This is a genomic window from Ferrimicrobium sp. (assembly GCF_027364955.1).
GTDB lineage: Bacteria > Actinomycetota > Acidimicrobiia > Acidimicrobiales > Acidimicrobiaceae > Ferrimicrobium.
In genome coordinates, this window is record NZ_DAHXOI010000032.1 from 1 (window position 1) to 12,939 (window position 12,939).

Genomic DNA, 12,939 nt, shown 5'->3' on the forward strand with positions numbered 1-12,939 from the left:
TCGCTACACAACGTCATCGACCAGATCGATACTGACACCGTAGGTGAGCCGGCATTCCGTCTTGTCGTCACCGGCACTGGCCCGATCCTCACAACGGACGATGACACCGTGATCAGCCCGTTGAACTCGCTCATGCCTTGATTACAGCCAAATATAGGTTTGATAGGGTGCAATTATGTATTCCGCGCCTTTCAAGAAGCACTGTCAGGGGTGCTCACTCAAGGAGTGCTGCACTGCAATAAAGTCCGCACCATCGGTACTGGTGCCCACCAGAGGAAACTTTATGAGGCAAGCTGTCGCTTCTGCACCATGCTTGATGAGCTCGATCAATGCGCCGTCCGATTGTCGTATTGATGGTCAGATGGGTGTCGCGGTGCGAGCTCACTTGCCGCTGTCTATTGCGTAACCAGGGTTACGAATCAATCTCTTCGCCAATGCGAACTGGGAATCTGAGCAAACAATCCGAACATTCAATGATCGTGTCGGACTCTCGTGAGAAGACAACAAAGTTGAGTGCCACTGCGCACTATGAAGCTTCACCAAACCAGTAGGCTCTGGCAGTGGATCCAAAAGCCCTGGAGTGGGCCACGGAGGTCCTTAACGCAAGTGAAGTCCACGGGATCCGGTCGCTTAACTTGATTATTTTAAGTCTCTCCCAATAAAGACCCGAAGCTCCCAAACGGCTAGCTCCTCCGCCAGTCGCAGCCTGTCCACCATCTACCCACCTTACCCCGATGTTGGGTTTTGTGTTGGGTGTTTTCTAGCGGACTTTGGAGATATATACTCTGATCTGGTGGCCCTCCAGTCTCGCACCCTGCACCTCGGGATGAAAAGGTCGCCATAAGCGGTCCGAACTGGTAGTCAAAGTGTTTGTTGGTGTCCCATTTGCACTTGTAGTCAGGGTTTGCTGGCGAGGTTTGTGGGATGGGCTTGGAATCAGTCGGTCACCCTCGGACGCAATTGTTAGGTGAAAAGTTGGGTAGCACGGCGGGGTGTGGTATGTCAGCCGATTGTCAGTTCACCCGTTGCATTGTCCGGCAGGTCACGTCGGAGGCGGTAGACGTGAGTGGGGCCGCTTTGCAAATCGATCTCTCCTACGGCGACCGGCTGTGGTTGCGGGAGATTTTCGAGTGTTCGCTCGCTCGGTAGCGTAAGAACAAAACCCGAGAGAATATCTCGCATGGCGCAACTATTCTGGAGAGTATGGGAGTGCTGCTTGATTTGGTGTTGTCTCGCCGTAACGAGATTGATCGTCTCGTTCGAGAGCATCATGGACGCAGCGTATCCGTCTTCGGATCAGTCGCCCGCGGAGAAGAGACCTCTGAGAGCGACATTGATCTATTAGTTGACTTCGACGAACAAAGTACTCTCTTCGACCTGGTTCATCTTCAGGAAGCCATTGCAGGCCTTCTAGGCACGTCTGTGGATGTCGTGGCGGCCAAAGGGCTAAAGAGTCGGGATGAGCATATCAAGCGGGAGGCCGTCCCAATTTGAGTAGGAATGATGAACACCCTGGTGCGGACATACTTGATGCAGCCGACGAACTTGCGGTGATAGTCGCCATGGGACCATCTGACGATGATGACGGGCGTATTCGTCTACGCGCAGTCGAACGGTGAGGCGACACGCGCGCTGTCAGATGAGTTTATTGGTGAATACCCCGGAGTCCCATGGAGTGACATATCTGCTCTACGCATATTGCTTGCGCATCACTACCATCGTATCGATCCTAACCAAGTATGGGCAATTGCTCGAGTCTCGGTCCCTGACTTGGTCGTCACGCTGCGGAGCAAGAGTTCACGATTCTCCCGAGCGAAACCCACACCTTTTGGTGCGGACTGGTGAAACCTATCTGATCCACCGTAAGGGTGAGAGGCTTGAGGAAAGTGGAGGCGAAACCAAGCACTAACCTATTTATCTTCTCTATTCCACCCAGCCTGAACAGGAGAGATGTGTTTACTGTCCATCATTTCGATGGTAGATTGTACAGCTCGATACGGCAGTGTTTGGTTTGGCCGTGCGCAGACGGTGCCAAAAACAACTGGCATCCGCGACCGCATGACTGCTAGAGGACAACCTACAAGGTGCCGGCTCGCATAGGAGCTGGACCGAAAGCAAGGGGCCGTCCACTATGGACGAGTATGGCCGATTCGTTGCACCGATGAACCACTTAAAGGGGTCAGAGTTCTCCAGTTTCAGGAGTTAGGGTTCTTCACTTCCAGGATTGGAATTGAGAGGTTTCAGGAGTTAGGGTTGATGGGTTTCAGGAGTTAGGCTCGTAACCAATTGCACGACATAGGCAGAAATGTGGCCGAGTTTTCTTCATACAAGCGAGAATAACCCCTGAACAGGTGCGCTCCCTGGGATTCGAACCCAAAACCTGCGGATGTGCCGGTTACGCATACGAGCTTACCGGAGACAGGGGGCCGTCCATAAGAAAGTGTGTTCGCCGTCGGCAGTGGTGTTGCTGATCGGCCGATGCACGAGAGACACGATACGCCGGCGACTGAGCTGTTCGGTCTAGCACGGGTGTCGGGGGAGTAGGTGTAAACATTGCGAAAGCTTCGGTTCAGTCCCTAGTGATTATTGGTCATCGGTCCTTTCGATAGACGAGATGGCGTTGCGAAGAATGGGCAAGTCCTCGATAATCGTCTGCTCGACTTCGCTCCATTCGGTATCCCAGTAGCGATGGGCTACTTGAACACGAAATCCAGCGATGTCTCTCCATGGAACAGTTGGATGGGAGGTCTTGAAGGTATCGCTCAGCGAAGTCGTCGCTTCTGCAATGATCTCCATCTGGCGCAACACCGCTGAGCGCTAGATATCGTCGTGCGCGTGGTGGTCTGTCCAACGCTCAATCCGTTCGATCGCATCAATGATATGTGCAACGCGGTCGTCGTCTGAACGTGTCACAGCGGCCGTGCCTCGTGCAAGACATGGCCTCTCGATCGTTCGGGTACCTCGCAGTCTTGTACCAAATCGACTCTGCATCCGAGTACGTCTTCTAGGTCTTGGGTGAGTCTGCCTCGTTCGAAGAGGCCTATGCCTCGAGGGAGGTCTACAAGAAGGTCTAAGTCGGACCCCTCTTGATCCTCTCCTCGGGCGACAGAGCCGAAGACGCGCGCATTGTGTGCTCCATAATTAGTCAGTACAGCTAGCACCGCCGTACGATTGTCATGCAGGCGCACTGATGGCCGAACTCGTTTAGTCTTGGTCTCTGGCTCCATATCACCATGTTATCTGCGAACTTGCCAGCGCTGACCGCCCTCTGCCTGCAATCCACCTCATATGTGACCCGATACGCCCACTCGGTATCGCGATAGCCACGCTTTCTTACCGGTGGTCGGCACAATCGACGAACTCATTAGGGATTAGCTGGTACTTGATCTTTACAATCGAGGGGTTCATCGGGAATGAGCACCTTAGCCCTGGAAAGCCCCTCGTACCCAGCCTTGCGCTCAGATGCCACGTCTCACTCATGGTCAAACCCGACATCTTCAAGGAAACACCGGTCCGTCCAACCTCTAGGCCTCGATAGCTAAACGACAGCCTCGGCACCTGTCCGAGAAGAGAAAATGATCAACAGAACCGAGTTAGCGAGCAAAAACGTGGGCAAGATTTCCTCACAAAGCCAAGGACAGAGCCCTTGAGCTGGTGCGCCCTCTGGGATTCGAACCCAGAACCTGCGGACCTGAGAGTTGCCTGCACAACCATACCGGGAACATCTCTAAACATACAACAGCATGTCGGAGCGTTTTGAATCTCTCAATCGACATACGGGAACATACCTTAAGGCGTAAAAATGTGGGCAGAAATGTGGGCAAGCCCCAAGAAGGTCAAGATGCCCGAGCTTGACAATGCAGTGGCTGTGAGGCGACCTTGCCACTACGGTGAAGGACCAGAAGGCTCCAGGCGGGCCCTGGTTTTTCGAGGTCTCCTTGGTTCAAACGCGACGACTCTGTCTTTGGCTTGCCTTCTCACGCAAGGGGTGGTCGTAACCAGGGAGCCGTCCACGACGTTAGGACGCCGTAAACGCCCCATCGTTGACTGTTCCCGATCCGCTCGCATGCCATTGAGCAAGTGAAGGTTTCAAGACGTGAATGCGAGACTGAGGAAGAGTAGCAGAAGTGGTACTATATTACGTACCATAGACTGAAAGGAGAATGGGCGATGGCAATTTCTGCGAGCGAAGCACGTCGGGGACTCTTTCCTCTGATCGAGCGCGTTAATGACGATAGGACGGCTATTGAGATTACATCCAAGCACGGGAACGCGGTATTGATGTCGGCCGACGAATACGACGGCTGGCAAGAGACGGCATACCTGTTTCGTTCGCCCGCCAACGCTCGTAGGCTCCTTGATGCGGCAGACGCGGCAGCCAGGGGTGATGCGCTCGAACACCAGCTTGACCGCGAGTGAGGCTTGTCTTTACGCCCCAGGGTTGGGAAGACTACGTCTATTGGCAGCGTACCGATCGCACCGTGCTAAAGCGCGTTAACCGTCTCATCGACGACGTAGTTCGTGACCCAACTTCAGGGATCGGAAAGCCAGAACAGCTCAGATATGGGATCAGTCATTCTTGGTCTCGCCGTATTACGGACGAACACCGCCTTGTCTATCAGGTGATGGGCGAAGAGATCATTATTCTGCAAGCTCGCTACCACTACGGGAAATGATAAGTACTATGAGAGATGTGAGGCTAACAGGGCGGGGTTCGACTCGACCCACCCCCACTTCATACCCTGATTGATGATCCGTCGAATGATGGCATGGACTTGGCGCACCGAAGCTGGCGCACTTCCTCGTACCGTCAGATCCCGATAGAGCCGATCTAAATGCGCTGCCGTCACGTCAGCCAATGGGAGCATGCCCAATGCGGGTACGATCTTACGATCAATCCAACCCATGTAGCCCCGAACGGTCGTGGGGGAGAGGTTCCGACTCACCAAGGTAATCCACTTTCTGGTCACAGATTCCACCAAGACCCTTGAGTTTCGTGCACGTGATTGCTGAGCCTCTCTCAACAACTTCTGCAACCCGAAGTCAGCCTTGCGCTTTGGCCCGTGAACAGTCACGTACTTCTGCCGACGCTCGCCTGAGATCGGGTCCTTAGGAAGATTGGCGACCAGTTGCCAGATGTCCTTGTCACGCTCGCGGATCTAGCCCCTGACCTAATGGATCTAGGCATAATGTGGGCAGCCGTTCAGTGACATAGGCATAAAACCAGCTCCCACCAGGTGCGCCCCCTGGGATTCGAACCCAGAACCTGCGGACCTGAGAGTTGCCTGCACAACCATACCGGGAACATCTCTAAACATACAACAGCATGTCGGAGCGTTGGGAATTTGCCAATCGACATATCCGAACATACCTTAAGGCACAAAAATGTGGGCAAGCGCGCTGCGGAGAGACGCATCAAATTGGCCCGAGTGGGCTCGGCGAGCCGGCATCTTGCATAGGAGGCGGACCGAACGCAAGGGCCCTCCACTTCTCTTGCGGCGATTCGCGCGACGATCGGTGCTAGGTGGTGTTATGGAGGTATGACGTCATGGGGAAAAACTTCACGCTGCGGCTGTCCGACGACGAGGCTGCAGATGTCCAGGCTCTCGCCCGCGCCGAAGGACTGAGCATGAACGAGACCGTGCGCCGGGCGTTGGTTGAGGCCGTCGCGGTTAGGCGGGCCGACCCTGAGTTCAAGTCCCGGATTCAGAAGATCATCGACGAGGACAGGGAACTGCTTGAACGGCTGGCAAGGTGACGATCCACTACCTGGACCTGACGGACTACCTTGCCATCGCCGCAGAAGCCATTGGGGTGGACTCGGACATGATCACGCGAATCACGAACCTCGACCTAGCCGACTCTGCTTTGCATGCTACGAGCGCAGCATTCGCTGGCGAGGATTTCTATTGAGACTTCAGGGACAAGGCAGCTGCTCTAGTCGTTCGCCTTGCTATGAATCACCCACTCCCTGAGGCGTTGCAGAGCCACAGCTCGTCTACCAATCCTTCCAATGCGTAATACACCGGCTTCCAGTAGACACCGGTCGCCTCCATCGCTACCGTTGTTACTCCTGCATTGGAGAGGAACGATGCCAATTTGACCAGGCCTGCCCGTGTTGTTGGAAAGCTCTCCTTGGTTACCTCGATATCGGTAGGACCACCTATCCGAGCGCATGCGACCACCGTATCGCGGTGGATATCAAGACCAGCGACTTTGCTCCTAATCTGTTTCACTGTGCTAACCTCCTAGTTGTTTACCAGTGGAGGTTGTCAGGCGAGAACCAAGGTAAAGCGGACTCTGGGGTTCGTGCTCGTAGCGACATTCTTTGGTCCTCGACGGTTCCGCACCAAACTTATGACGCGCTCTCGGCTGCAAGGAGACGCGGCGACTATTCCTGACAACCTCCGTCACCAGCATTAAATCTTTAGACGGTGACCACAAAGTCATACAAACTTATCGGTCAATCTCTTTGGACCTCCACCTACTGCGTGTACGGGGTTTAGGGCCACGCATGTCCCGAGTGATTGGTACTGACGATTCGAAGTTCAGCCAGTCCTATATAGATAGTCGTTCGAGACATACCAATTGCTTTGGCAACCATGCTTACCCCGCCACGTCCAATACTACGAGCCTCTACCGCAGCCCATATCCGCAACGTGGCATCATCTAGCCAGCCAGACAACGCATGATGTTTAGCTTCTATCAATGCTGCGTCGGCTATGCTCCCTTGGTAGCACAGACTCCGTGACTGTTCAAGTTATTATTGCTTGACTCCTAACCTGCACCGCAGGGGGGTTCGTGTATCAGGTGCACCTGCGATTGCAGATCGAATTGGAAGGTCACACGACGAGCCAAAGGCACACTCGGAATATGTGGGGTAAATTCTACGATGGTACATCGTCGCGAAGATCGCGTAGAGCTGATGTCTCAAGGAGAACACCTGGCCGTCCAGGCGAGCACCCGTAGGTGTCGGTGGGCCCAAGTTGTATAGGTCCAAGACTGGAGTCCCTCACTGCACTCCGTTGATTGCGGAGGTATCATTGAATCAGATTTCAAAGTCGAAGGAAGAACCTATGAAACCCTCTGAAGCCCTTGCGTCGAACCGGGCCGCCATTCGACATGTAGTTGAGTCGCACCGCGCCTGCAACGCTCGAGTGTTTGGTTCCGTCGTGCGTGGCGAGGATACGGAGGGTAGCGACCTTGACATCCTCGTCGACCCGACACCGGAGACCACATTGATGGATGTGGCAGCCATCCAAGTCGATCTTCAACACCTTCTTGGTGTATCGGTCGATGTGCTGACACCAAGGGCGTTGCCAGACGCGTTCCGTAGTGTGGTACTGGCCGAGGCGGTGAAAGTATGAGCAAGAGTGCCCGCATTTCGGAGTATCTCGGGCATATCCTCAAGGCTATCGAACGCATCGACCGTTATACCCAAGCCATGGATGAGGTCGGTTTCCTGAATAGCGATCTGGTGCAAGACGCGGTGATCCGGAACATCGAGATCATCGGCGAGGCAGCGAACAACATTCAGCGCGTAGATCCTGAATTCGCCGCGCACTACAGCAACATACCTTGGCAAGTCATGTACACGATGCGTAACCGCGTCTCGCACGGTTACGACAAGGTGGATCTCGAAATCGTCTGGAGGACGATCCAGGGAGACTTACCGGTGCTGCGCGCACAAATCATGGCACTGGGGGCCTCCTTCTTACCCGACTTTGGTTCTGAGTGAAGGCAAAAACGGGAAGTCTCGCAATAACAGAAGTTGCTATTCACGCTGACAGTGCAACAAACTCCGAGCGTCTGCTTAGGATTCCCAGAGTCAAGGGCTACTAGACGGCCCACTGTTTGCGGTCTGGAAGGCCCCTCGTACCCGGTCCACTTCGTTTGTGAGACGAGGAGCACGTGGAAGGCTCCTTGATCTTGAGGAGGCGAACGGCGGGTGCCAGCTGCCGACGGAGAGCTCCTGTTGCTGTTTCGCTGCCCACCGATAGCTCAATCGTCCTTCGGAACCCAGTGTGTAGTACTTGCGGATGACTGCGACCCGCTCCCCTGCGCTTGAACCGGCCGAACGTCTGCGGGCGTGCCAGCAGAACAGAACGCAGGGACCGTCGCTGACTGCCAGCTCATGCCAAGGAGCCGACGGATTAGGCGGACGGTCTGGGACCTCCAAGGAGCCCGGGATGTCTCAGTAGCACCCCTCTCGCCTTAATACTCCTCCACCAACCCGAGAACCGCGCGCAGGAGGCAGAAGCGGGCTGCGCGATGCAGGTCCCCACTTCGATGCAGTGGGGTTCTGCTCGTCCCGATTACGCCGTTATCCCCGACTTGCTCGGTGCGGATCTGTCCCGAGTGTGACCTCGTCGGGCGCTCCAACCACGCCTCGACGGACCCACGTGAGGTGTCGATCATCACGTGACCCGTGCTGACCAGCTCGGCGAAGGATTCTTCGACGAGGCGGTCGATCCGCTCCTCGGTCCTGCTGAGTGGGTCATTTGGCGAGGCGGGGAGGGCTTCGAGGTGCTCGTCGGCACAGATCGCGTTGATGAGCGCGGCCGTCCCACCCACATAGGTCCATGGGAGGTCGATCTCCGACCCGACGAACCAAGCCCGATCGGCGGGCCAGGCCATATTGGCGGTCTGGTCGCGCTTCAGCCCGGTAGGAGCGGTGATTGCCTCGACCGGACCCGTATAGCAGAGGTAGTCGTGGCCAGGGAGCTGGAGTCGCGACCGATTGCGTGTGGCGGTTGGGGACCGATCTGGTAGCGGGGGAGCTGGTGGAGAGCCCACGGGCACGAGCGGTATGTCCCCGAAGCCGTAGCCGTCCCAAAGGCCGAAGAAGCACTCCTCGGGGGTGGTGGTGTGGTGTCGCAGGATCCCGGTAAGCGCTTCGGCGTCGGGAAGAAAGAGGCGGCCAGCGGCAGGTCCCTGGCTTTGCCACGGTGAAGGTGCCTCGGGGCGAACCTCGGGCAGCGCTATGGTGTGGAACTGCGCATCTGGGCGAAGCTCGATGCCGCTCCATCGGGCCACCTCCAACCAGCGCACCAGACGGTCTCCGGTCGCAGGCTCCTCCGCGGGGTGCAGGATCCGGGCATAGGCAGAGAACCCGGCGGGAACGACCGAGGTGACGGACCTAGCAAAGGGCCCGAGACGCTCGGCGATCCAGTTCCATTGCTCAGTCGCGGTGGCCCAGGTCACTGGTGCTCGCAGCTCGTCCATAGCCCAACTTTAGCCACGCCACCCGCTGAACGTAAACGTGATAGGTTTCCCCAAATTTGATCCGCGTCTCATGTGAGAAGTCCGAGCAGAATAGAGATGGGAATCACATGAAGGGGAGAAAGCGCCGCCCAGTGGCAAGGTCTATTCCAGGATCGATGAACTTCAAGATGACCGAGTCAATTGCACGACATAGGCAGAAATGTGGCCGAGTTTTCTTCATACAAGCGAGAATAACCCCTGAACAGGTGCGCTCCCTGGGATTCGAACCCAAAACCTGCGGATTAAGAGTCAATTACGGAGGTATAGGGAGAACATCTCTTGACATATAAGAGCAGCTCGGAGCGTCAGGAATTTGCCATTCGACACACGGGAACATACCTTAAGGCGTAAAAATGTGGGCAGAAATGTGGGCAAGTCCCAAGGAGGTCATAATGCCCAAGACTCTCCGTGTTCGGGAAGACTCCAAGAACTCGCAGCGACCAACGGCGACCAGGGAATTGCAACGTAGGGCAAATCCAGGGCGCACTCAGCGCGCCAAGCTGGATGGTGCTTTGCCAGATTGCCTATACAAGAGGTGACTTAGCTGAAGGAGAGGCTATCAGAACCAATTCTTGGGCGGAACAACAATCCGGGTAACGCTTGCAAGACAAAGGGGATGCATGCGTGCGTTTTCTGTTGGCCGCTCGCCGAGAGGCGGGAAGTAGTACCGATTACTTCTCGGCGATGCGGCGTCATTCGCTCTGTTTATCTATATAATTAGAGAAATGGAGGTTGAGGTGACCCAAGGACCCAAGGTCTCGTTCTTGATAGATCGAGCGACCGGAGTGCCTGCTTACCGCCAGATCGTGAACCAAGTTCTTGCCGCCCTGCGGTTTGGTACTCTAGCGGTTGGGGATCAACTTCCTACAGTGACCGATGTCGTCCGCACGGCCTCGATCAATGTCAACACGGCCTTGAAGGCCTACAAGGTATTAGAAACACAAGGGATCACTCTCGCAAAGCCTGGAGTGGGAACGTTGATCATCCGTAATCCCTATGTCGGCCAAGAGGAGGCCTACCGCGCCTTTCGGGACCACCTTGACCACGCGATCGGCACCGCCATCAAAGCCGGTCTTTCGCTAGATGACATTTCAGTTGTGCTCGCAGGTGCACTCGAGCGTTTCAACGAGACAAGGAGCAGCCATGCCTGATAGTGGCCTCAAGGTCGAGCAACTTTGCGCTCGTATCAGTAGGCGGCGGGTCTTCGCCCCGTTCAGAGGTCCCCACACGGCCGTAAGTAACGTGTCATTTACGGCACAGCCGGGCCATGTGGTGGGACTTGTTGGCCCTATTGGGGCGGGCAAGACGACCCTTCTTCACTGTCTTGCCGGACTGCGTCGACCCTTCTCGGGCAGTGTGGCTCTTGATGGTCGAGCAGTCAGCCAAGGAGAGATCGCCTTTGTAGATCAACGCGCCTCACTACCCACGCGGTTTACAGTTGGTGACCTAGAGGCACTGGGCGCAGGTTACAACGACGGTTTCGATGCACAGCTCTTTGTCGATACCGTAGGAAGGTTTGACCTTGGTCGATCCGTTCGGCTACGACAAGTCTCAGAGGGCCAACGCAAGGTCGTCGCGATTGCATTCTGCCTCGCGCGGCGCTCACGGATCATCCTTCTTGACGAACCCTTAGCATCGCTCGATCCCGGCACCCGAAGAGACATGATGGGCGAGGTGCTTGCCGCAGCTTTTAACCAAAAAAGGATCGTGATCATGGCATCCCATCTTGTCACCGATATTGAGCGAGACTGCGATTCGCTCCTTGTGATGGATAAGGGACAACTGCTCGTCAACGAGGCTGTTGACTCTCTCGTCGAACACCATGTGTACCTTGCTGGCCCGCCACCTGGGGATGCCGAAGTCTTGATAGAGGGCAACGGTCGATCGATGGTCTATCTTCCAGATGTTGGTGGGGGCAACTATGACCATCCCTCACTCGAAGAGATCGTGATAGCCCGGCAGAAACACGCCCAGTCAGGGAGTGCAGGACCCTCATTGATCGACCAAATATCTCCACTTGGCGAAGGGAGTACTCGATGATTACCGCAGATCGAGAGTTGAGCCACTATAAGCGCCCATCAATGATTCACGTGCTGGGTGTCGCACTCACAAAGGAATCCCGACTCCTCTACTTTTTCATTGCAGCAGTCATCTGCGAGGGGGCATGGTGGACTTTCGCCGACCTTGCCCTTAGACACGTTCAGATCATCCGCGTTGGTTCCAGCTCCGGTTTTACAAGCGCCACGAGTGCTGCCAACCCGCAACTTGTCGCGTTGGCGAGCGTCTTTTCAACCCCGATTGCATTGCTTGTCCCCCTTCTCATCCCTGTCATCTCTCTCGCACCACGGATCGCGGGGGTATTTGATCGCAAGACAGGGACGTTTCTCTTCACCCAAGGCGTCACCCGTCGTGGCTGGCTCACTGTCCATCTGCTGGCAGCACTCGTCGCTACAGCGATCCTGACGCTCATCTCAGCGCTGTGTTATCGCACGATTGTGTTACCTCGCGACGGCGGAGCTACCGCTCCTTACTGGCATCACTTCCTTATCTTCGGCCCCGAGGCGATCGGGCTTGCCTTGGCCGTCACCGCCCTGTCTTGTGCTGGAGCTCTCCTCATCCGCTCCCTCGGCACCGCAGCTTTTGTGAGCATCCTGATCGGCTTGGTGCTCCTCTTTGGAGGGACGGCCCTATATCCAAACCTTGTCTCACCGAGCGTGGTCAAGGGTCCAATGATTGTGACAGGAGCGGCAGCGAGACGCCTTGAAACCCAGAGGGGCGGTGCTGTGATCCAAAGCAGCGGGCCTCCAGTGAGTGGTCAAGTCGCCGAGAGCCAGTCCAAGGCGGCGCTGCCGGATTGGACCTTCAACAGCTTCAGTGTTCCACAGTCTGGGGACCTAGTGGGTGTCACAAACCTCCTAGGAGGTCACGTCATCGGAAACTCGGCACTGAACACCCTAGAAACTCGTTGTTTGGGGATGAACTATCAAGCAAAGTTTTTATCCCACAAGCCAGCCTGTGATTCATTCAAGACTGTGCAAGAAGAGTTGTTTTATGTTCCAGCGAGCAAGTTCGGAGAGCTCCAGTGGTTGGTGTTTGCTATCTTGGCTGCCGCGGGAGTGATCGTGACCTGGGCAAGTATCGAGTATGTTGATCGGATTTCCTTGTAGATGGGTAGCGCCCTTGGGCGGTCCCTCGCATCTGGTCCTCGACGTATGTGACTCGATCCGGTCTGTCTGGCTAGGGACACTAGGACCCATGCCTAACCAATGCAAAACTGGTGACCGTACCTGTGCAACTTAGGTGTCCGTGAGTGTGCAGGTTTTCGTGACCGTTAACAGATTCTGCTCCTTGTACTCGAACCAGAGCAGTTGAAGGGTCAGATGGTGATGCGTTGCTAACTCAGTAGTGACCTGTCCCCAGTCTGGTAGCCCCGGCGTACTCTTTGGCGTTGCAACCGACGGAAACAACAACTGCTCTAAGGCTTGTACATCCATGCCCTCTGGCAGCGGCCAGCTAATCTCATGCTCTGGGGCCTTCTCTAGGTACGCTGCCACGCTTGGCCGAGAGACTCCCGTATCCCGACTGATAGCTCTGGCGCTCTTGCCCTGCGCAGAGAGGCGCAGGATCTCTTCGATCTTTCTCATTGGTATCCTCCTATTGGGCATGTGGCATCCT

The 12,939-nt window shown here is 55.7% G+C and carries 17 protein-coding genes and 1 pseudogene; 11 read left to right on the forward strand and 7 right to left on the reverse strand.

What is annotated here, in order from left to right; translation table 11 throughout:
* Nucleotides 1-1,203: 1,203 nt before the first annotated feature.
* Nucleotides 1,204-1,494: a nucleotidyltransferase domain-containing protein gene (locus M7Q83_RS12570; protein ID WP_366526419.1), complete on the forward strand. Its 291-nt coding sequence runs from the start codon at nucleotides 1,204-1,206 to the stop codon at nucleotides 1,492-1,494.
* Nucleotides 1,495-1,578: 84 nt separating this feature from the next.
* The gene (locus tag M7Q83_RS12575; protein WP_298339422.1) at nucleotides 1,579-1,845 is read left to right on the forward strand and encodes a HepT-like ribonuclease domain-containing protein; all 267 of its coding nucleotides are present in this window, start codon (nucleotides 1,579-1,581) and stop codon (nucleotides 1,843-1,845) included.
* A gap of 738 nt (nucleotides 1,846-2,583) precedes the next feature.
* Here M7Q83_RS12575 and M7Q83_RS12580 read toward each other — a convergent pair.
* Nucleotides 2,584-2,808 carry a HepT-like ribonuclease domain-containing protein gene (locus M7Q83_RS12580; protein WP_298339424.1) on the reverse strand — a complete coding sequence of 75 codons (225 nt, stop codon included), beginning with the start codon at nucleotides 2,806-2,808 and terminating at the stop codon, nucleotides 2,584-2,586.
* A 101-nt stretch (nucleotides 2,809-2,909) separates the two neighbouring features.
* Complete coding sequence (locus M7Q83_RS14370) at nucleotides 2,910-3,227, reverse strand: nucleotidyltransferase family protein (protein WP_366526420.1); 318 nt, start codon at nucleotides 3,225-3,227, stop codon at nucleotides 2,910-2,912.
* Nucleotides 3,228-4,170: 943 nt separating this feature from the next.
* Here M7Q83_RS14370 and M7Q83_RS12585 point away from each other — a divergent pair.
* Complete coding sequence (locus tag M7Q83_RS12585; RefSeq protein ID WP_298339428.1) at nucleotides 4,171-4,419, forward strand: type II toxin-antitoxin system prevent-host-death family antitoxin; 249 nt, start codon at nucleotides 4,171-4,173, stop codon at nucleotides 4,417-4,419.
* On the forward strand, nucleotides 4,416-4,676 hold the full coding sequence (locus M7Q83_RS12590; protein ID WP_298339431.1) for a Txe/YoeB family addiction module toxin: 261 nt from the start codon (nucleotides 4,416-4,418) through the stop codon (nucleotides 4,674-4,676). The genes M7Q83_RS12585 and M7Q83_RS12590 overlap by 4 nt, the downstream gene beginning before the upstream one ends.
* A gap of 6 nt (nucleotides 4,677-4,682) precedes the next feature.
* Here M7Q83_RS12590 and M7Q83_RS12595 read toward each other — a convergent pair whose 3' ends face one another.
* Nucleotides 4,683-4,979, reverse strand: a complete 297-nt coding sequence (locus tag M7Q83_RS12595) for a hypothetical protein (RefSeq protein ID WP_298339434.1) — start codon at nucleotides 4,977-4,979, stop codon at nucleotides 4,683-4,685.
* 569 nt (nucleotides 4,980-5,548) lie between these two features.
* Between M7Q83_RS12595 and M7Q83_RS12600 the strand changes: the two genes are divergently transcribed.
* Nucleotides 5,549-5,758, forward strand: coding sequence for a ribbon-helix-helix protein, CopG family (locus M7Q83_RS12600; protein WP_298339437.1), 210 nt, complete (start codon nucleotides 5,549-5,551; stop codon nucleotides 5,756-5,758).
* On the forward strand, nucleotides 5,755-5,913 hold the full coding sequence (locus M7Q83_RS12605) for a hypothetical protein (protein ID WP_298339440.1): 159 nt from the start codon (nucleotides 5,755-5,757) through the stop codon (nucleotides 5,911-5,913). Before M7Q83_RS12600 ends, M7Q83_RS12605 begins: the two co-directional genes overlap by 4 nt.
* Before the next feature lie 47 nt (nucleotides 5,914-5,960).
* On the opposite strand, the gene M7Q83_RS12610 is transcribed toward M7Q83_RS12605, so the two are convergent.
* Both M7Q83_RS12610 and M7Q83_RS12615 read right to left on the reverse strand, forming a co-directional pair.
* Nucleotides 5,961-6,236 carry a transposase gene (locus M7Q83_RS12610; protein WP_298339442.1) on the reverse strand — a complete coding sequence of 92 codons (276 nt, stop codon included), beginning with the start codon at nucleotides 6,234-6,236 and terminating at the stop codon, nucleotides 5,961-5,963.
* Between the two features lie 308 nt (nucleotides 6,237-6,544).
* Nucleotides 6,545-6,724: pseudogene (locus M7Q83_RS12615) on the reverse strand (ISAzo13 family transposase); the annotation flags it as partial.
* A 352-nt stretch (nucleotides 6,725-7,076) separates the two neighbouring features.
* On the opposite strand from M7Q83_RS12615, the gene M7Q83_RS12620 reads away from it, so the two are divergent.
* Nucleotides 7,077-7,367, forward strand: a complete 291-nt coding sequence (locus M7Q83_RS12620) for a nucleotidyltransferase family protein (RefSeq protein WP_298339445.1) — start codon at nucleotides 7,077-7,079, stop codon at nucleotides 7,365-7,367.
* Nucleotides 7,364-7,738: a DUF86 domain-containing protein gene (locus tag M7Q83_RS12625; RefSeq protein WP_298339448.1), complete on the forward strand. Its 375-nt coding sequence runs from the start codon at nucleotides 7,364-7,366 to the stop codon at nucleotides 7,736-7,738. Before M7Q83_RS12620 ends, M7Q83_RS12625 begins: the two co-directional genes overlap by 4 nt.
* A gap of 476 nt (nucleotides 7,739-8,214) precedes the next feature.
* Here the strand turns inward: M7Q83_RS12625 and M7Q83_RS12630 are convergent, their stop codons facing one another.
* Nucleotides 8,215-9,225 (reverse strand): hypothetical protein, encoded by a 1,011-nt coding sequence (locus M7Q83_RS12630; RefSeq protein WP_298339452.1) that lies wholly within the window; start codon nucleotides 9,223-9,225, stop codon nucleotides 8,215-8,217.
* Between the two features lie 776 nt (nucleotides 9,226-10,001).
* Between M7Q83_RS12630 and M7Q83_RS12635 the strand changes: the two genes are divergently transcribed.
* From M7Q83_RS12635 to M7Q83_RS12645, 3 genes are read left to right on the forward strand one after another with little or no spacing between them, the layout of a single operon-like run.
* A complete protein-coding gene (locus M7Q83_RS12635; RefSeq protein WP_298339454.1) occupies nucleotides 10,002-10,415 on the forward strand; it encodes a GntR family transcriptional regulator in 414 nt (137 codons plus the stop codon).
* A complete protein-coding gene (locus M7Q83_RS12640) occupies nucleotides 10,408-11,304 on the forward strand; it encodes an ABC transporter ATP-binding protein (protein WP_298339457.1) in 897 nt (298 codons plus the stop codon). Before M7Q83_RS12635 ends, M7Q83_RS12640 begins: the two co-directional genes overlap by 8 nt.
* Nucleotides 11,301-12,431 (forward strand): ABC transporter permease, encoded by a 1,131-nt coding sequence (locus tag M7Q83_RS12645; protein ID WP_298339460.1) that lies wholly within the window; start codon nucleotides 11,301-11,303, stop codon nucleotides 12,429-12,431. Before M7Q83_RS12640 ends, M7Q83_RS12645 begins: the two co-directional genes overlap by 4 nt.
* Nucleotides 12,432-12,560: 129 nt before the next feature.
* Here M7Q83_RS12645 and M7Q83_RS12650 read toward each other — a convergent pair whose 3' ends face one another.
* Complete coding sequence (locus M7Q83_RS12650; RefSeq protein ID WP_298339463.1) at nucleotides 12,561-12,908, reverse strand: hypothetical protein; 348 nt, start codon at nucleotides 12,906-12,908, stop codon at nucleotides 12,561-12,563.
* Between the last annotated feature and the right edge of the window lie 31 nt (nucleotides 12,909-12,939).

Bases quoted from the DNA above. Each gene is read 5' to 3' on its own strand.
- M7Q83_RS12570 (WP_366526419.1), top strand. From the start codon at position 1,204: ATGGGAGTGCTGCTTGATTTGGTGTTGTCTCGCCGTAACGAGATTGAT.
- M7Q83_RS12575 (WP_298339422.1), top strand. From the start codon at position 1,579: ATGATGACGGGCGTATTCGTCTACGCGCAGTCGAACGGTGAGGCGACA.
- M7Q83_RS14370 (WP_366526420.1), bottom strand. From the start codon at position 3,227: ATGGAGCCAGAGACCAAGACTAAACGAGTTCGGCCATCAGTGCGCCTG.
- M7Q83_RS12585 (WP_298339428.1), top strand. From the start codon at position 4,171: ATGGCAATTTCTGCGAGCGAAGCACGTCGGGGACTCTTTCCTCTGATC.
- M7Q83_RS12600 (WP_298339437.1), top strand. From the start codon at position 5,549: ATGGGGAAAAACTTCACGCTGCGGCTGTCCGACGACGAGGCTGCAGAT.
- M7Q83_RS12620 (WP_298339445.1), top strand. From the start codon at position 7,077: ATGAAACCCTCTGAAGCCCTTGCGTCGAACCGGGCCGCCATTCGACAT.
- M7Q83_RS12625 (WP_298339448.1), top strand. From the start codon at position 7,364: ATGAGCAAGAGTGCCCGCATTTCGGAGTATCTCGGGCATATCCTCAAG.
- M7Q83_RS12630 (WP_298339452.1), bottom strand. From the start codon at position 9,225: ATGGACGAGCTGCGAGCACCAGTGACCTGGGCCACCGCGACTGAGCAA.
- M7Q83_RS12640 (WP_298339457.1), top strand. From the start codon at position 10,408: ATGCCTGATAGTGGCCTCAAGGTCGAGCAACTTTGCGCTCGTATCAGT.
- M7Q83_RS12645 (WP_298339460.1), top strand. From the start codon at position 11,301: ATGATTACCGCAGATCGAGAGTTGAGCCACTATAAGCGCCCATCAATG.
- M7Q83_RS12650 (WP_298339463.1), bottom strand. From the start codon at position 12,908: ATGAGAAAGATCGAAGAGATCCTGCGCCTCTCTGCGCAGGGCAAGAGC.